18 protein-coding genes are annotated in these 17256 nt (G+C 71.9%); 11 read left to right on the top strand and 7 right to left on the bottom strand.

The features are described 5' to 3' along the window. Positions 1–486: 486 nt before the first annotated feature. The 6 genes from AB0A74_RS33915 (at position 487) to AB0A74_RS33940 (ending at position 7332) form a co-directional block, all read left to right on the top strand. Positions 487–1620 carry a BMP family ABC transporter substrate-binding protein gene (locus AB0A74_RS33915; protein ID WP_358256055.1) on the top strand — a complete coding sequence of 378 codons (1134 nt, stop codon included), beginning with the start codon at positions 487–489 and terminating at the stop codon, positions 1618–1620. 69 nt (positions 1621–1689) lie between these two features. After that, complete coding sequence (locus AB0A74_RS33920) at positions 1690–3273, top strand: ABC transporter ATP-binding protein (RefSeq protein WP_358256002.1); 1584 nt, start codon at positions 1690–1692, stop codon at positions 3271–3273. Beyond that, entirely contained in the window at positions 3273–4340 is a 1068-nt protein-coding gene (locus AB0A74_RS33925) for an ABC transporter permease (RefSeq protein ID WP_358256004.1), read from the top strand. The genes AB0A74_RS33920 and AB0A74_RS33925 overlap by 1 nt, the downstream gene beginning before the upstream one ends. 73 nt (positions 4341–4413) lie before the next feature. Continuing rightward, entirely contained in the window at positions 4414–5679 is a 1266-nt protein-coding gene (locus AB0A74_RS33930) for an ABC transporter permease (protein WP_358256006.1), read from the top strand. Then, the gene (locus AB0A74_RS33935) at positions 5672–6061 is read left to right on the top strand and encodes a cytidine deaminase (protein WP_358256007.1); all 390 of its coding nucleotides are present in this window, start codon (positions 5672–5674) and stop codon (positions 6059–6061) included. Before AB0A74_RS33930 ends, AB0A74_RS33935 begins: the two co-directional genes overlap by 8 nt. Further along, on the top strand, positions 6058–7332 hold the full coding sequence (locus tag AB0A74_RS33940) for a thymidine phosphorylase (RefSeq protein ID WP_358256009.1): 1275 nt from the start codon (positions 6058–6060) through the stop codon (positions 7330–7332). The genes AB0A74_RS33935 and AB0A74_RS33940 overlap by 4 nt, the downstream gene beginning before the upstream one ends. Before the next feature lie 115 nt (positions 7333–7447). Here AB0A74_RS33940 and AB0A74_RS33945 read toward each other — a convergent pair whose 3' ends face one another. Together AB0A74_RS33945 and AB0A74_RS33950 are read right to left on the bottom strand one after the other, a co-directional pair. After that, positions 7448–7909 (bottom strand): hypothetical protein, encoded by a 462-nt coding sequence (locus tag AB0A74_RS33945; protein ID WP_358256011.1) that lies wholly within the window; start codon positions 7907–7909, stop codon positions 7448–7450. Positions 7910–7973: 64 nt separating this feature from the next. Then, positions 7974–9248 carry a hypothetical protein gene (locus AB0A74_RS33950; RefSeq protein WP_358256013.1) on the bottom strand — a complete coding sequence of 425 codons (1275 nt, stop codon included), beginning with the start codon at positions 9246–9248 and terminating at the stop codon, positions 7974–7976. Between the two features lie 397 nt (positions 9249–9645). On the opposite strand from AB0A74_RS33950, the gene AB0A74_RS33955 reads away from it, so the two are divergent. Then, a complete protein-coding gene (locus AB0A74_RS33955) occupies positions 9646–10710 on the top strand; it encodes an adenosine deaminase (RefSeq protein ID WP_358256015.1) in 1065 nt (354 codons plus the stop codon). 65 nt (positions 10711–10775) lie between these two features. Here the strand turns inward: AB0A74_RS33955 and AB0A74_RS33960 are convergent, their stop codons facing one another. From AB0A74_RS33960 to AB0A74_RS33980, 5 genes are all read right to left on the bottom strand, one after another. Beyond that, positions 10776–11993 (bottom strand): primosomal protein, encoded by a 1218-nt coding sequence (locus tag AB0A74_RS33960; RefSeq protein ID WP_358256017.1) that lies wholly within the window; start codon positions 11991–11993, stop codon positions 10776–10778. A gap of 64 nt (positions 11994–12057) precedes the next feature. Then, positions 12058–12606, bottom strand: a complete 549-nt coding sequence (locus AB0A74_RS33965) for a YbaB/EbfC family nucleoid-associated protein (RefSeq protein WP_358256019.1) — start codon at positions 12604–12606, stop codon at positions 12058–12060. Then, on the bottom strand, positions 12603–12977 hold the full coding sequence (locus AB0A74_RS33970; protein WP_358256021.1) for a hypothetical protein: 375 nt from the start codon (positions 12975–12977) through the stop codon (positions 12603–12605). The genes AB0A74_RS33965 and AB0A74_RS33970 overlap by 4 nt, the downstream gene beginning before the upstream one ends. Positions 12978–12981: 4 nt before the next feature. Then, positions 12982–14139, bottom strand: a complete 1158-nt coding sequence (locus AB0A74_RS33975) for a C40 family peptidase (RefSeq protein WP_358256023.1) — start codon at positions 14137–14139, stop codon at positions 12982–12984. A 3-nt stretch (positions 14140–14142) separates the two neighbouring features. Then, positions 14143–14466: a type VII secretion target gene (locus tag AB0A74_RS33980; RefSeq protein WP_358256024.1), complete on the bottom strand. Its 324-nt coding sequence runs from the start codon at positions 14464–14466 to the stop codon at positions 14143–14145. 130 nt (positions 14467–14596) lie between these two features. On the opposite strand from AB0A74_RS33980, the gene AB0A74_RS33985 reads away from it, so the two are divergent. The 4 genes from AB0A74_RS33985 (at position 14597) to AB0A74_RS34000 (ending at position 17252) form a co-directional block, all read left to right on the top strand. After that, a complete protein-coding gene (locus tag AB0A74_RS33985; RefSeq protein WP_358256026.1) occupies positions 14597–15163 on the top strand; it encodes an SMI1/KNR4 family protein in 567 nt (188 codons plus the stop codon). Positions 15164–15232: 69 nt separating this feature from the next. Continuing rightward, a complete protein-coding gene (locus AB0A74_RS33990; protein ID WP_358256028.1) occupies positions 15233–15823 on the top strand; it encodes a type II toxin-antitoxin system antitoxin SocA domain-containing protein in 591 nt (196 codons plus the stop codon). Next, the gene (locus AB0A74_RS33995; protein WP_358256030.1) at positions 15820–16407 is read left to right on the top strand and encodes a Fic family protein; all 588 of its coding nucleotides are present in this window, start codon (positions 15820–15822) and stop codon (positions 16405–16407) included. The genes AB0A74_RS33990 and AB0A74_RS33995 overlap by 4 nt, the downstream gene beginning before the upstream one ends. Positions 16408–16412: 5 nt before the next feature. After that, positions 16413–17252, top strand: coding sequence for a PfkB family carbohydrate kinase (locus AB0A74_RS34000; RefSeq protein WP_358256032.1), 840 nt, complete (start codon positions 16413–16415; stop codon positions 17250–17252). The last annotated feature ends 4 nt before the right edge of the window (positions 17253–17256 follow it).

Below are 17256 nucleotides of genomic sequence, written 5' to 3' on the forward strand. Positions count from 1 at the left end.
TTTTTGGCCCAACCCCGGGAAAGTGTGGTAGCCCTTCGGGCAGGCCATACGGGGAGGACGGAAAAGCCCAAAAGCGGGCGCGCTTCGCGCGCCGGGAGGGCGGAAGCGCGCGCTGCGCGCGATCGGGGTCGGGTCTCGTGGTCTCGGTGGGGCGGTGAAAGGCGTGTGGTGTGGTGGGTTCCCGGTGGGGGAAGTGGTGGGGGAGGCCAGGGCCCCGCCGTTGGTCCTGGCCTCCACAGTTGACTACGGGATCACCCTAATAACGGTTCAATTCGTCACTCTGCGTAGCTGAGATCAACAGGCTGAGACCGGGAGATCACGCCGAGTGGCGGTTCGACCGTGCAGCACCAACGATTAGGTCACGTGCGGGCCGCCACGTGCGCAGTGGTCATTACTACGGGGTACGGTTCGCCACTCGGAACCCGACAACGCCGTCGGGAATGTCTGCTCGATGAGCAGGGAGGGAGACGAGCCGTGCGTCGTCGAATGCGTGGCATCGCGGTGGCCGCGATCGCGCTGACCAGCGTTCTGTCGATGGCCGCCTGTGCGAAGGACAACGGGGGCACCGGAACCGGGTCGACCAACAACGCGTCGGGTGGGTGCAAGCTGGCGGACAAGCCGGCCGCCGCCACCTCGACCTCGGGCAGCACGTCCGCCGACGAGAAGGTGGACGGCAGCGCCCTCAAGGTCGGCCTCGCCTACGACATCGGCGGCCGGGGCGACGCGTCGTTCAACGACTCCGCCGCGGCGGGCCTGGACAAGGCCAAGTCCCAGTTGGGCATCAAGGAGGTCAAGGAGCTGACCGCCGCGCCCAACGAGGCCGAGGACGCCAAGCAGACCCGTCTGCGCCAGCTCGCCAGCGAGGGCTACAGCCCGATCATCGGTGTCGGCTTCGCCTACGCCGAGTCGCTGAAGGTCGTCGCGCCGGAGTTCCCGAACGTCAAGTTCGCGATCGTGGACGGCGTCGTCGAGGGCGCCGCGAACGTCACCCCGCTGGTGTTCGCCGAGGAGCAGGGCTCCTTCCTCGCCGGTGTCATCGCCGCCTACCAGTCGAAGACCTGCCACGTGGGCTTCGTCGGCGGCGTGAAGATCCCGCTGATCGGCAAGTTCGACGCGGGCTTCGAGCAGGGCGCCAAGACCGCCGCGCCGGACATCAAGATCGAGAAGAAGTACCTGACCCCGGCCGGTGACTTCACCGGGTTCCAGGACCCGACCAAGGGCCAGGAGGCCGCGAAGGGCCAGATCGAGGCCGGCGCGGACGTGCTGTACCACGCCGCCGGCGCTTCCGGCAAGGGCGTCTTCTCCGCCGCCAAGTCGGCCAACGTCAAGGCCATCGGCGTGGACTCCGACCAGTACAACCAGGCCACCGTCGCCGAGTCCAAGGACGTGATCGTCTCGTCCATGCTCAAGCGCGTCGACGTCGCCGTGTTCGACTTCGTCAAGGCGGTCGCCAAGAACGACCTCGCGAGCCTGCCGAAGGTCTTCGACCTCAAGGTCGACGGCGTCGGCTACGCCGAGTCCGGCGGCAAGATCGACGCCGACCTGAAGGCGGTCCTGGAGGGCTACAAGGCCCAGATCATCGAGGGCAAGATCAAGGTCTCGGACAAGCCGACGAGCTGATCCTCGCCGTGCGCATGGGCCTCGCGAGCACCCACTCGCGAGGCCCATTGCGTGGTTTTAGGAGCCTGAATGAGCACTAGCACCCCTGCCGCCACCGACGCCGGCACGCCCGCCGTCGTGCTGTCGGGCATCACGAAGCGGTTCCCCGGCGTGGTCGCGAACAGCGACGTCCACCTGACCGTGCGGGCCGGCGAAGTGCACGCGCTGTGCGGTGAGAACGGCGCGGGCAAGTCCACGCTGATGAAGATCCTGTACGGGATGCAGCAGCCCGACGAGGGCACGATCGAGGTCGCGGGCTCCCCGGTCCGCTTCCGCAGCCCGGCGGATGCCATCAAGGCCGGCATCGGCATGGTGCACCAGCACTTCATGCTCGCCGACAACCTCACCGTGCAGGAGAACGTCGTCCTGGGCGCGGAGTCCCTGCACGGCATCGGCGGCAAGGCCCGCAAGGTGATCCAGGAGCTGGCGAAGTCCACCGGGCTGACCGTGGACCCCGGCGTGCTGGTCGAGCGGCTCGGTGTCGCCGACCGGCAGCGCGTGGAGATCCTCAAGGTGCTCTACCGGGGCGCCAAGGTGATCATCCTGGACGAGCCGACGGCGGTGCTGGTGCCGCAGGAGGTCGACGAGCTGTTCACCACCCTGCGCGGCATGCAGGCGCAGGGCTTCACGTTCCTGTTCATCTCGCACAAGCTGGACGAGGTGCGCGCGATCGCCGACTCCGTGACGGTGATCCGGCGCGGCACCACGGTCGGCACGGCCGACCCCAAGACCGTCAGCTCCCGCCAGCTCGCCGAGATGATGGTCGGCAGCGAACTGCCCAGCCCGGAGACCCGCGAGTCCACCGTCACCGACAAGGTGGTGCTGCGCGTGGAGAACCTCGGCCTGGTCGCCGAGGAGGGCACCCGGCCGGTGCTCGACGGCATCGACCTGGTGGTGCGCTCCGGCGAGGTCGTCGGCATCGCCGGTGTCGAGGGCAACGGGCAGACCGAGCTGGTCGAGACGATCATGGGCATGCGCAAGGCCCACCACGGACGGGTGCTGCTCGGTGAGCGGGACCTGACTCGGTTGGGCACGCTGGCCCGGCGCGAGGCCGGCATCGGGTACGTGCCCGAGGACCGCCACCGCCAGGGGTTGCTGCTCACGCAACCGCTGTGGGCCAACCGGATCCTCGGCTACCAGACCCGCACCCCGGTGTCCAAGGGCCAGTGGCTGGACCTCGCGGGCGCGAAGAAGGACACCCGGCGGATCGTCGACGAGTTCGACGTCCGCACCCCCGGCATCGACGTGCCCGCCGCCGCGCTGTCCGGCGGCAACCAGCAGAAGCTCGTGGTGGGCCGGGAGCTGTCCGGCGACCCGGTGCTGCTCATCGCGTCGCACCCGACGCGCGGCGTGGACGTCGGCGCGCAGGCGCTGATCTGGGACGAGATCAAGCGCGCCCGCGCCCGCGGGCTCGCGGTGCTGCTCATCTCGGCGGACCTGGACGAGCTGATCGGCCTGTCGGACACCATCAAGGTCATGCTGCGCGGCCGGTTGGTCGCCGACGCCGACCCGAGCACGGTGACCCCCGAAGACCTCGGCAGCGCGATGACCGGCGCGGGCGCCACGAGCCCCGCGGTGGAAGCCGTTCGCGGCGCGGACCTGGAAGGCGAGTGATGGGAATCCTGCGCGGCAAGCTGCTGCCGCCCGCCCTGGCGATCCTGTTCTCCGCACTGCTGTGCGGCATCGCGCTGGCGGTGTCCGGCGCGAACCCGGCGGAGGCGTTCGGCGCCATGGTGTCCCAGGTCGGCGAGGGCACGACCGCCGTGGACATCGTCAACAGCACCGGCACGTACTACATCGCGGCGCTCGCGGTGGCGATCGGGTTCCAGATGAACCTGTTCAACATCGGCGTCGAGGGCCAGTACCGGGTGGCCGCCGTCGTCGCGGCGGTGTTCGGCGGCTCGTTCGCCCTGCCGCCCGGCCTGCACGCCCTGGCGATCATCCTGGTGGCCGCGCTGGTCGGCGCGCTGTGGGCGGCGATCCCGGCGATCCTCAAGGTCACCCGGGGCGTGAACGAGGTCATCTCCACGATCATGATGAACGGCCTGGCCCTGGGCCTGGCCGCCTACCTGATCCGCGAGGACGTGTTCGGCGAACTGCGCGGCAACAACATCCGCACGCCGGAGATCCACGAGAGCGGCTGGGTGCCGGGCATCTCGTTCGGCGCGTCGGGCACGGTGTTCGGCCTGGTGTTCCTGGCCGCCGCGCTGGGCATCGGCTACTGGGTGATGATGAACCGCACCCGGTTCGGCTTCGAGCTCAAGGCCTCGGGCGAGTCCTCGACCGCCGCGGCGGCCGGTGGCGTGTCGGCGAAGAAGATGGTGCTGATCGCCATGCTGCTCTCCGGCGGCATCGCGGGCCTGGTGTCGATGCCCGAGATCCTCGGCCGCGACCACACCTACAACCTGAACTTCCCGGCGGGCATCGGGTTCTCCGGCATCGCGATCGCGCTGCTGGGCCGCAACCACCCGGGCGGCATCGCGTTCGGCGCGCTGCTGTGGGCGTTCCTGGACAAGTCGGGCCTGGCGTTGGACAACGTCGGCGTGCCGAGGGAGATCGTGACGATCATGCAGGGTGCGATCGTGCTGTCGGTCGTCGTCGCGTACGAGGTGGTCCGCCGGTTCGAGCTGGCCGCTGAACAGCGCCGGGTCGGCAAGGAGCTGGGGACGGTGACGGCGTGAGCGAGCTTGCGAGCGAACCAATGAACACAGTGCTTTGTGCTCTTGATCCGGCGAGCGTCAGCGAGGCGGCATCATGAGCACTTCGCTGATGAACCCGTCCGAGGCTCCTACGACGGTTCCTCCGCCGCGCAAGGCCCGGCGCATCCCGGGCTGGGCGACCGCGATGATCGGCGTGGCGGGCGCGGTGGTCCTGCTGTCCACCACGTCCTACCTGACCGGCGTGCCGCAGCTGACCTCCACGGGCACCATCCAGACCGCCGTGCGGCTCGCGCTGCCGATCCTGCTGGCCGGTCTCGGCGGCCTGTGGGCCGAGCGCGCGGGTGTCGTGAACATCGGCCTCGAAGGCATGATGATCATGGGCACGTGGGGCGCGGCGTGGGCCGGCTACCAGTGGGGCCCGTGGGCCGCGCTGCTCGCGGCGGCCGTGTTCGGCGCGCTGGGCGGCCTGCTGCACGCCATCGCCACGGTCACGTTCGGCGTCAACCACATCGTGTCCGGCGTGGCCATCAACCTGCTCGGCGCGGGCCTGACGAAGTACCTGTCCACGCTGATCTTCTTCCCGCTGTCGAACAACCCGCGCGAGTCGCCGTCGGTGCCGAAGTTCGACACCTACTCCGCCGCCGGGCTGTCCGACTGGCTGGGCGAGCTGGAGGCCGAGCAGCGGGTGGGCCTGTCCGACGTGGCGGGCATCCTGCGCGGCCTGGTGACCGGCGTGTCCCCGTTGACGATGCTCGCGGTGGCGCTGGTGATCGGCAGCTACCTGGTGCTGTGGAAGTCGCGGTTCGGCCTGCGGCTGCGCTCGTGCGGCGAGAACCCGGTGGCCGCGGAGTCGTTGGGCGTCAACGTCTACCTCTACAAGTACATCGGCGTCATCGGGTCCGGCGCGCTGGCCGGCATGGGTGGCGCGGCGCTGGTGCTCAACCCCGGTCAGCCCGGCTACCTGGAGGGGCAGACCAACGGGCGCGGCTTCATCGGCCTCGCCGCGATGATCTTCGGCAACTGGCGGCCGGGCGGCCTGCTCGGCGGCGCGGCGCTGTTCGGCTACGCGGACGGGTTGCAGCTGCGCAGCGGCGGCAAGACGTTCCTCGCGCTGATCTACGGCGCGGTGCTGCTGCTGGCCGTGATCGTGATCTGGCAGCTCGTGCGGCGGCGCTGGTTCGCGGCGGCGGGCGGCGTCGTCGCGGCGGCCGCGCTGTACGCGGTGTACTACAGCGTCGACGAGGTGCCCAGCGAGCTGACCACCTACGCGCCGCACCTGGTGACGTTGATCGTGCTCGCCGTCGCGTCGCAACGATTGCGGATGCCCGCGGCGGACGGTGTGGTGTACCGCCGTGGTTGACGTCGACTGGGACGACCTGAGGGCTCGTGCGGTCGCCGCCGCGCAGGCGGCGTACTGCCCGTACTCGGGCCTGAAGGTCGGGTCGGCGGCCGTGTGCGACGACGGGCGGATCGTCGTCGGCTGCAACGTGGAGAACGCGTCCTACGGCGTGGGCCTGTGCGCGGAGTGCACGATGGCCGGCCAGTTGCAGCTGACCGGCGGCGGCCGGCTCGTCGCCGTGGCGTGCCGCGGCGGTGACGGCGGACTGCTCATGCCGTGCGGGCGCTGCCGCCAGCTGCTCTTCGAACTGGGCGGCTCGGACTGCCTGGTGGACACGCCCTCGGGCGTGCTGCCGATGAGCCGGGTGCTGCCCGACGCCTTCGGACCAGGGGATCTGCCATGAGTTTCACCGCGGTCGACGTCATTCGGGCCAAGCGGGACGGCGGCGTGCTGTCCGACGCGCAGATCGACTGGGTGGTGGACGCCTACACCCGCGGCGTGGTCGCCGACGAGCAGATGTCCGCCCTGGCCATGGCGATCTTCCTCAACGGCATGACCGCCGCCGAGACCGCGCGCTGGACCCGGGCGATGGTCCTCTCCGGCGAGCGGCTGGCGCTGGACGTGGGCCGCCCGACCGTGGACAAGCACTCGACCGGCGGCGTGGGCGACAAGATCACCCTGCCGCTGGCCCCGCTGGTCGCGGCGTGCGGCGCGGCCGTGCCCCAGCTGTCCGGCCGGGGCCTGGGCCACACCGGCGGCACGCTGGACAAGCTGGAGTCCATCCCCGGCTGGCGCGCCCAGCTGTCGGTGGCCGAGGTGACCGCGCAACTGCGCGACGTCGGCGCGGTGGTCTGCGCGGCGACCGAGGGCCTGGCGCCGGCGGACAAGAAGCTCTACGCGCTGCGGGACGTGACGGGCACGGTCGAGGCCATCCCGCTGATCGCCAGCTCGATCATGTCCAAGAAGATCGCCGAGGGCGCCGAGGCGCTGGTGCTGGACGTGAAGGTCGGCTCCGGGGCGTTCATGAAGACCGAGGAGCAGGCGCGGGCGTTGGCGCAGGCGCTGGTGTCCATCGGCGTGAGCCACGACCTGGCCGTTTCGGCGGTGCTGACGGACATGTCGGTGCCGCTGGGACGGGCCGTGGGCAACGCGGTCGAGGTCGCCGAGTCGGTGGACGTGCTGCGCGGGTCCGGCCCGGCCGACGTCGTGGAGCTGACCCTGGCGCTGGCGGCGGAGATGTTGGCTCGGGCCGGGATTTCCGCTGATCCGGCGGCCGTGCTGGCGAGCGGTGAGGCGTACGAGGTGTGGTGCCGGATGATCCGGGCGCAGGGCGGCGACCCCTCGGCGCCGTTGCCTGTTGGCGGGCACAAGCACGTCGTGGAGGCGCCCGAAGACGGGTACCTGGTGTCGCTGGACGCGTACGCGGTCGGTGTGGCCGCGTGGCGGCTGGGCGCGGGGCGTGCGCGCAAGGAGGACGCCGTGCAGGCCGGCGCGGGGATCCTGTGCCTGGCCAAGCCGGGTGACCGGGTGTCGAAGGGCCAGCCGTTGCTGGAGCTGCGCACCGACACGCCGGACGCGGTTCCGGCGGCGTTGGCGTCGTTGGAGGGCGGCTGGTCGATCGGCGAGTCGGCTCCGGCGGGTCGGCCGCTGGTGATCGACACCATCCGCGGGTAGTCGTCAGTTCGCGGGCGTTGTCGAACTGGAACGGCACGTTGGTGCTGTGGAGCCACGGCACGTACGGCTCGCCGCCGTCGCGCATCGCGCTGACCGACCAGCCCGCCACCGAGGACTACCTGCTGGCCCGCGGGTACGCGCTGGCCGGGTCGCAGTTCAAGCACCCGGTGGGGTGGTCGATCGAGGACGGGTTGCGGGACCAGATCGCGTTGCTGGACTGGTCCGGGCGCGAGATCGGGGTGCCGCGGCGGACCGTCTCGGCCGGTGAGTCGATGGGCGGGGCGACCGCGACGGTGCTGGCGGAGCGCAACGCGGGGCGGTTCGCCGGGGTGTTCACGATGTGCGGTGCCGTGGCCGGCGGCGCGGCGTACTGGAACTCCGGGCTGGACGTGATGTTCGCGGTGCGGACGTTGCTGGGGGCGGAGTTCGACCTGGTGTCCCCGCGCGACCCGGCGGCGAACGGGGAACGGGCGTTCGAGGCGGTGGCCGCGGCGACGGACCCGGCCGGGCTGGCGCGGACGTCGTTGCCGGTGGGCGTCGCGCCGTGGCACTGCCGTTCTGACCGACCGCCGCACACGCGAAAGGCCCGGCTCGCTCCCCTCCCAGGGAGGCCGGGCCTTGTCAGCGCGTCCGGGGGCCGGTCAGGCTCCTTCGGCGGTCAGGTCGTCGTCGTCCACGTTGCGGTTGTCGGTCGGCTTCGGGCCGTTCTTCCGGGTGCGCCGCTGCGGCCGGGGCAGGGCGGTGGGCGGCGGGGGCGGGGTGGGGGAGCCGCCGCCGAGGATGAGTTCGGCGAAGGTCGCCATGGCCTCGTCCAGCTGGCCGCCGATGCGCAGTTCCGACTCCTGGTTGCTCTTGCGCACCATCTGCGCGAGCGAGTCGGAGTCCGGGCGCGCCGACAGGGTGCCCTCGACCTTCGCGATGCCCTGCTCCACGACACCGGTCAGCTCGCCCAGGCGCGCGGCGAAGTCGTCCTCGACCGCGTCCAGGCGGGTGGTCATGGTGTCCAGGCGCGAGGTGACCTGCTCCAGGCGGGCCGCCAGGGCCTCCAGGCGATCGGTCGCGTCGACCTGCTCGCGGGTCTCGTCCAGGGCCGCGTGCAGCGCCTCGCGGGCCTCGTCCAGCTTGCCGTGGACGGTGCTGCGGGTGTCGGCCAGCGACGCCGCCAGGGTGTCGCGGGTCTCCGCCACCGAACCGGCCAGCGCGTCGCGCGTCTCGGCCAGCGACCCGGCGAGCTGCTCGCGGGTCTGCTGCAGCGACGTGGAGAACGACTCGCGCGTCGAGTTCAGGTTGTCGCGGGTCTCGTCCAGGCGGCCGTGCAGCGCCGACGACGTGTCGGCCACGGACCGGGCCAGCGCCTCGCGGGTGCCGTCGAGGTGCTCGTGCACGCCCTCGTCCACCTCGTCCAGGCGACCGCGCAGCGCGACCTCCAGCGCCTCGATCCGCTCCCGCAGGGGACCGGTCACCGCGCCCGGCACGGCCTCGACCTTGCCGTCCTGCTTGTCCAGGTGCAGTTCGAGGTCGTCGAGCCGCTTGTGGATGTGGGAGAGCTTGTCCTCCAGGCCGTCCATGCGGCCCGCGACGCCCTCGAACCGGCCGGCGACGCCGTCGAGGCGGCCGTCGAGCTGGGCGAACGGCTTGGCCAGCTTGTCGACCAGCCCGTCCACCGCGCGGCCGATGCCCTGCACGGCGTTGTCCTGGGCCTCCAGCTTGGCCAGCGCCTCGTCCAGGCGCTCGGCCAGCACGCTGACCTCGGTGCGGTCGGGCAGCTCGGACAGGCGCTTGCGAACGGAACCCAGCGACTCCAGCGGGGACATCCGCGCGTGGATCTCGTCCAGTGCATCGAAGATCTGCTGCTGTTCGCTCTCACGGATCTCCGCGGCGCGCGTCAGCATGTTGCGCATCCGATCGAAGGACATCGTGGAGTTGTTGTTCTCGTTCACGGCTTCGAATGCCTTCGTCCAGGGGAGGGGAGACCTCCGGGAGCCTAACCGCGTCGGGGGCCCCGGCTGTACCACCCCCCGGCCCGAACTGCCTCCTCGGCACAGGTCCGTACTCCGTTCGGGTGACGCAGGCCGACCCTACTCGAAGGTAACCGGCGGCGCACCCCCGAGTGCTGTGGGTGACGATCCGCCGGGCGAGTGACTCAAGCCCGTGGATCGGTCGCGGAAAGTTCTGCATCACGAGTGCACAACACCGGAAGGGCCATCCGAGAGGGTGGTTCTCGCCACGCGGGATGACTCCGGGGTGATCTTACCGGGCATGATCATCGCCACGGTGGAACCGTCACGGCGTGTCGCGGGTACGGTGACCGCCATGTCAACCCCGCTTTCCCCGGAGGCCCTCCGGCGCGCGCCCAAGGTCGTGCTGCACGACCACCTCGACGGTGGCCTCCGCCCCCAGACGGTGATCGAACTGGCCGAGGCCTCCGGCCACCAGGGCCTGCCGACGACCGACCCGGTCGCGTTGGGCGCCTGGTTCCGCGACAACGCCAACTCCGGCTCCCTGGTCCGCTACCTGGAGGGCTTCGCCCACACGTGCGGCGTCATGCAGGACGAGGCCGCGCTCGTCCGCGTCGCCTCCGAGGCCGCGCAGGACCTCGCCGAGGACGGCGTCGTCTACGCCGAGATCCGGTACGCGCCGGAGCTGTTCACCGAGAAGGGCCTGTCGCTGGAGCAGGCGGTCGAGGCCGTCCAGGAGGGCTTCCGCCAGGGCGAGGCCGCCACCGGCCACCGCATCCGGGTCGGCACCCTGCTGTGCGCGATGCGCCAGAACGACGGCTGGCAGCGCATCGCCGACCTGGTGGTCCGCTACCGCGACCAGGGCGTGGTCGGCTTCGACATCGCCGGGCCCGAGCTGGGCTTCCCGGCCGACCGCGAGCTGCCCGCGTTCGAGTACCTGCGCGAGCAGAACGCCCACTTCACCATCCACGCGGGCGAGGCCGACGGCCCGGAGTCGATCTGGCGCGCGGTGCAGCACTGCGGCGCGGAGCGCCTGGGCCACGGCGTGCGGATCGCCGAGGACATCGACGGCGACAAGGTCGGCCACCTGGCCGCGTACGTGCGCGACCGGCGCATCGCCCTGGAGATGTGCCCGACCTCCAACATCCAGACCGGCGCGGTGGCGTCGCCGGCCGAGCACCCGATCAAGCGGCTGGCCGACCTGGGCTTCCGGGTCACGGTCAACACGGACAACCGGCTGATGAGCGACTGCACCATGTCCGGCGAGTTCGGCGTGGTGGTGGAGCAGTTCGGCTTCGGGTGGGACGACCTGCACCGGTTCACGGTGGACGCGGCCGACGCCCTGTTCCTGCCGCTGGCCGAGCGCAAGGCGCTGATCGAGGACGTGATCACGCCCGGGTACGCCGCTCTCCAGCGGTAAGGGTCCGTCCGAAACGACGAAGGGGCTCCCGCCGGCACGCGGCGGGAGCCCCTTCGTGAGCGCCTCTAGTGGACGCGGAGCCGGTCCTCGAAGGCCGCGACCAGCGTGCGCCAGGCCGCCACCTCCTTGTCGAACGGCGCGCTCGGCGCGAGCCGCGTCGGGTCCGGCTTGAGCACGTAGGACACCAGCCAGCCCAGCGACTCGGACTGGTTGAGCGCCACCTTCACGGTGTCGTCGTGCGCCCAGTCGCCCGCGTCCTCCAGCAGCTCCACCGCGAGGTCGAGCTGGGTCGGGTCCACGGCGTCCGGGCCCTCGGCGATGTCCTCGTCCAAGCCGGTGAACACGTAGACGTTGTCCGGGTCCACCTCGACCTCCAGGTCGCCGCCGGTCGCCTTGACCACCAGCTCACCCCACGTGGACACCTCGGCCAGGTCGCTGTCGTCCGCCTCGACCACGAACCGGGACAGCGCGCGCGGCGAGCCGAACACGTCGATCTTGCCCTTGCGACCCAGGAACAGCGGCTGGTCGTCGAGGTAGCAGCGCAGCGTGTAGTACTCGCCCGCCCCGGTGATGATCTTGATCGGGTCGATGCCGACCTCACCCCAGAAGCCGACCGGCTCGTCGCCGTCCTCGTCGTCCTCGTCGTCGTCGGAGTCCGAGGCGACCGCGACCGCGTTCTCCTCCTCGAACGCCGCCAGCTCCTCCTGCGCGACCTTCAGCGCCGGCTCGTCCACGTCGGGCGTGGTGACGACCTCGTCGATCGCGTCGAGGACCTCGTCCCACTTCTCCGCGACGACCTCGGCCAGCTCCGTCCACAGCGCCTGGCCCTCGCGGCCGGTGAACGGCAGCGTGCCCTGCGGCAGCAGCGCGAAGCCCTCCGCCGAGTCGAGGATCTCGTGGACCTTCTCCAGGTCGCACACGTCGGCCAGCGACCGCACGATCGACACCACGTCGGCCAGCTCGCCGATCACCCAGGTGTCGGGCTCCTCGGCGACCAGCTCCGGCACGCCCACCAGGTCGAACTGGTGGTTGTCGTCGGGCGACAGCTCGCCGACGGACAGCCCCGGCACCACGTGCCACGCCGGGTGGTCGGTCAGGTCGTGCTCTTCGGCCGTGCGCACGAACGCCGCGAGGTGCGCGGCGTCGGGGAAGGCGTAGAGGTCGTCCTCGTGCCCGAGGAAGGCCTCCCACTCCTCGCCCTCTTCCCGCCAGCGGGGAGCCCACAGGGTGACCACATCACCCTGGGTGAGTCCCAGCTCGATCGGGACGATGTCCTGAGCCATCCGACCTCCCGGTCACGCCATGCCCCTTTGGATGCGGCCCAAAGCCTACGGGGTCGAGATCCACCTACCGCCGTTGACCACGGAAAGGGTCGGCGAAGAAGTCGTCATCGTCGTCGTCCTCGGGCGGCGGGGCCGGTCGGGACCTCGGCGCGGACGTCTGCTGCCCGGCCCACGGCGGAGTCGGCCGACCCGACTGCGGGGGCGCTCCCCGAGGCGGCTCGCCCGGAAATGTCGGTGCCGCGTGAGACGATCGTTCCGGGGGCCGGAGGCCGCCGGTGTGCTGCTCGGCTTCGGCTCGGCGGGCGAACGGGGAAGGTCCCGCGAAGTCCTCGATCGCCATCGCCATGCTGTCGCCCAGCGACTTGGCCAGTTCGTTGTAGCTGGTCTGCACCGCCGCGTCGACCGCCAGCCGCGCGGTCTCGGTCACCAGCCTGCCCACGGCGTCCGGTCCTTGACCGAGAGCCGCCGGCTGGATGCGGACGGCCTTCAGCGCGCCCACCGCGGACGCCGTGACGGTCACCAGCCCGGACGGGTGCGTCGCCGTCCCGACCACTCGCGCCAGCACGTCCGTCAGCCGGTCGGCCGCGGAAATCCGCTCCTCTTGAACGCTCACCGCGGCCCCCTCAGGTACGAGTCGCCGAAGTCGTCCTCGACGCCGCCCGCCGGGAACCCGATCTCGGTCAACGCCTTCGACGTCGCCGGGTCCACCAGCCGCGCCAACGACTGGCGCATGCGGGCCGCCGCGTCGGCCGACGCCCGCGCCGCCACCCGCACGATCTCGGCGCCCAACGCGTCCGCGCCCATGTTCAGCGCGGCGGGGGAGACACGGATCTCCCGCGGTGGCGCGCCGGGCGCGCTCACCACGGTCACCGCGCCGTCCGAAGAGGACGCCCGGCCGAACACCGGCCCGGTGCGCGCGATGTGCCGCGACACCTGTGCTTCCACGTCCGCGACCCGCTGGGCCGCGCGCTGCGTCTCGTCCACGTCCTCAGCCCGTCGGTCGGTAGAAGCCCATGAAGCCCATGCCGATGTTGTCCGTGCGGATCGGGTTCACCTGGACCGGGTCGCCCGCCTCCACCATCTGCCCGTTGCCGATCACCATGGCCACGTGCCCGTCCCACACGACCAGGTCGCCGGGCAGCAACTGGCCCGGCGGCACGGACGCGCCCATCGCCTGCGACGACGCCGGCCGCGGGATGTCGAACCCCGCCTGCCCGTACGCCCACTGGGTCAGGCCCGAGCAGTCGGTGCCCTGCGGCGGGTTCGCGCCGCCCCACACGTACGGGGTGCCCAGCGCGGACAGCGCGGCGCGCACGGCCCTCGCCGCGGTCTCGTTGGGCGCTTCGGCGCTGCTGCCGTCGGGCAGGTTCACGCCCACGCCGGTGCCGGGCTGCGGCGGGATCGCGACCGGCAGGCGCGGACCCGACGGGCCGCCACCCCCACCGCCGCCTCCGCCGCCTCCGCCACCGCCGGAGCCGCCACCGGAGCCGCCACCGCCGCCGGTGCTGCCGGGCGAGGACGGGTCGCGCCCGGCGTCGTCGACCGACGACACCCTGGTGTCACCGCCGGACTCGACGCCCAACGGGTCGCCCAGCCCCTTGAAGTCCGGCTTGGGCAACGCCTTGAGCCGGTTCGCCACGTTCGTCAGCTCGGTGCGGACGCGGTCGAGCTCCTGCTTCGACCTGCCCTCGTACTCGCGCGCCTTGGCCACCACGTCCGCCGCGACCGCGAGCACCGCGCCGATCCCGCCGAACAGCGACGCGGCGACGGCGGCGGCCAGCCGGGGCTGCGCGTAGCCGGTGAAGTCGTCGATCAGGCCCTGGATGGCGGTCTTGCCGGAGTTGACCGCGTTCACCGCCGTGGTGGCGGCGTCCTGGGTCGCGGTCGCGTTGCGGGACAACAACTGCACGCCGCTGGAGAACGACGTGACGCGCCCCTGGAACGCGGTCGCCTTCTCGCCGTACCAGGTGCCCAGCACGGTGTTGGCGGCGCTGGTGTGCCGCCCGTCGACCTCGGTCAACGCCGAGGCGGCCCGCCCGAAGGAGTCCGCGGCGCGCGTCGCGCCACCGGTGTCGCCCTCCAGCTTGGCCAGGTCGTCCTTCATGGGCTGGATCAGGGAAGCCAGGAAGCCGGCTACGTCGAACATCCGCTAGACCCGGTACGCGCGGTTGAGGGAAGCGCCCTGCTGCGCCTCCTGCTCGGTGTAGGCGGTGGCGGCCCCGGACACGGCGGTGGCGAACGCCGACAGCCCGCCGGCCGCGGCGGCCACACCGTCCACTTGGGCCTGCGCCGCCTGCTGGAACGCCGCCCCCAGGCCGACCTCGTCGCCGATCCTGCCGAAACTGCCCGCGGCGAGCGACGTCGTGCCGGCCAACGTGGACGTGCCGATCGCGCCGACCTCGCCCGCCAGGCCCGAAGCGGTGCCGCTGTAGGCCCTCAGCGCCGCGGTGTCGACGGCGAAACCCGAGTTCACCCAAGCCCCCCTACTGGTGCTGCTGACGACCGCGATCCTGCCCGATCCGACCCGGTCCCGTCGGGCATTCGGGCAGATCCTCCCCTGATGGGCGGTACCCCGCGCCCCGTCCGCACCTGATCATGGGTGCGTGGGAGCACTGCGCCATTGGGAGCGGATCGTGGCGTGGCTCGCCGACCACGCCCCCTCGACCGCCGCCGCGTTCATCGCCCCCGAGGACGCCGCCGCCGTCGAGGCGCTGGAGGTGGCGAGCGGTCTCGCGCCGCCCGAGGACCTGCGCGCGTGGTGGGCCGTGTGCGGCGGCACCGAGAACCTGGCGTTCGCCGAGGTGCTGCCCCCGTTCTACACGCCGCTCGGCCCCACGAACGCGCTGCGCTCGTGGCGGCTCAAGGAGCGGTTCTGGCCGGCCGACCTCGACTCCGAGGCGGGCACCCCCACGATCGGCTTCCACCCCAAGTGGCTGCCGATCGCCTTCGACGGCTGCGGCGACGCCCTGGCGGTGGACCTGCGCCCCGGCGTGCTGTCCGGGTGCGTGGTCGAGTGGGACCGCGAGCGCGGCGAGATGCTCAAGCCCGAGTGGACCAGCCTGGACGAGATGCTCGACCAGGTGGCGACGGCCCTGGAGCACCGCGGCCGGCTCGGCCACTGCGAGCCGGTGATCACCACCGACGGCCGGTTGACCTGGCGGACGGACTGACGGCGAAGGCCACGTTCCGGTATCATCGAGGTTACGGGTTTTCGCTGGTCAGGCGCTGTGGGGGCGGGTATGGCGGACGTGCACGACGTGGCCGCGGCGGTGCTGCACGCCACCGGCCCGGAGTCGCCGATGAAGCTGCAGAAGCTGCTCTACTACGCCCAGGCCTGGCACCTCGCGAAGTACGACGAGCCGATGTTCGACGCCCGCATCGAGGCGTGGCGGCGCGGGCCCGTGGTCCCCGAGGTCTACCACCGGCACCGCTTCCAGACCCAGGTCGGCGAGTGGGACGAGGGCGACCCGCGCGGCCTGTCCGACCGCGAACGCGCGGTGGTGGACGACGTGGTCGACCGGTACGGCAAGTTCAGCCGCCACGAGCTGAGCGACATGGCCCACGCCGAGGGGCCGTGGCGCGAGGCGCGCGGCGACCTGCCCGAGTCCGAGCCCAGCAGCGCCCCCCTGTCCAACGAGGCCATGGCCCGCTACTTCCGCCGCCTGTTCCGCGACCCGGAGCAAGCGTTTGCGGACGCCGTGGCCAGCGTGCGCCTGGAAGGGTTGGACGTCCCGGCGGAGACCGAGCGCACGATGCGCGAGGTCGCGGCGGGCGAGTTGACCGTCGAGGACGCGATCGCCCGGGAGATCGAGGCCATCCGCAACCGGTGACCTCGGCCGACCCCTACACCGACCCGACCACCGGCGTCCTCCGCAACCACTTCGGCCTCACCGACCGCGCGGAGTGCGACCGCGCCGAGGCCCGGCTGAGCGCCCTGCGCCTGGGCGAGCTGGCCATCACCCCGTTGCCGGGGCTGTACGACCTGGCCCACCTGCGCAAGTTCCACCGGCACATCTTCGGCGACCTCTACCCGTGGGCGGGGGAGGTGCGGCGGGTGAACATCACCAAGACCGCGACCTTCGCGGCGTGGCAGCAGATCGAGCCCTACGCGCACTGGCTGTTCGGCGAGCTGAAGAAGGAGCAGTACCTGCGCGACCTGGCCGGACCGGCGTTCCTCGACCGGTTCACGCACTACTTCGCCGAGGTCAACGCGCTGCACCCGTTCCGGGAGGGCAACGGCCGCACGCAACGGGCGTTCTTCGGGCAGTTGGCGCTGGAGGCGGGCTGGGTCGTCGGGTTCGGCTCGCTGGAGCCGGTGGCGTTCGGGTCGGCGTGCCGGGAGTCGATGAGCGGGTCGTCGGCGCCGTTGCGGGGGTTGCTGGCGGAGGTGACCCGCCCGGCACGGGCACAATGATCGTCATGCCGAAGGTCTTCGTCGCCGGACCCGTGTCGTGGAACCGCCTGGTCGAGCTCGACCGCCTGCCCGAACCGCGCCCGCACACCGTCTTCGCCCGCGGCCACCGCACGGTCCTGGGCGGCACGTCCGCCGGCAAGGCCCTGAACCTCGCCTACCTGGGCGCGGAGGTCACCCTGCGCACGGTCGTCGGCGACGACGAGGAGGGCCGCCGGATCACCGAGGTCCTGACGGCGGCGGGGGTGGAGCTGATCGCGGAGACCGTGCCGGCCAGCGAGCAGCACCTGAACCTGATGACCCCCGAGGGCGGCCGGCTGTCGATCTACCTCGAACTGCCGTCCCTGACCACGCCCGAGCACGACTCCCGGGCGCTCGCGGCGTTGGCAGCCGCCGACGCGGCCGTGATCGACCTGGCCGACCCCGCGCGGCCCTTCTTGGCGATGGCGCGGGAGCACGGCGTCCCGGTGTGGTGCGACGTGCACGACTACGACGGGAAGTCCGCGTTCCACCAGGACTTCGTGGCCGCCGCCGACCACCTGTTCCTCAACGACGACGGCATGCCCGAGGCCGAGTTGCTCGCGTTCCTCGAAAAGCACGGCCGCGCGGTCGCCACGCAGGGCGCCAAGGGCGCGACGGCGGTCGTGGACGGCGAAACCCACCACGTGGACGCCGTGCCGGTGCCGCGGATCGTCGACACCAACGGGGCCGGGGACGCGTTCTTCTCCGGCTACCTGGTCGCCCACCTGTCCGGCGCGGACACGCCCAACGCGCTGCGGGCCGGCGCGGAACAGGCCGCGCGCTGCCTGGCGTCCCCCGACCTCGCGCCCGCGAAGCCGGGGGACTGACCGG

Source organism: Saccharothrix sp. NPDC042600 (assembly GCF_040647305.1).
In the GTDB taxonomy this organism is placed as follows: Bacteria; Actinomycetota; Actinomycetes; order Mycobacteriales; family Pseudonocardiaceae; genus Actinosynnema; species Actinosynnema mutabilis.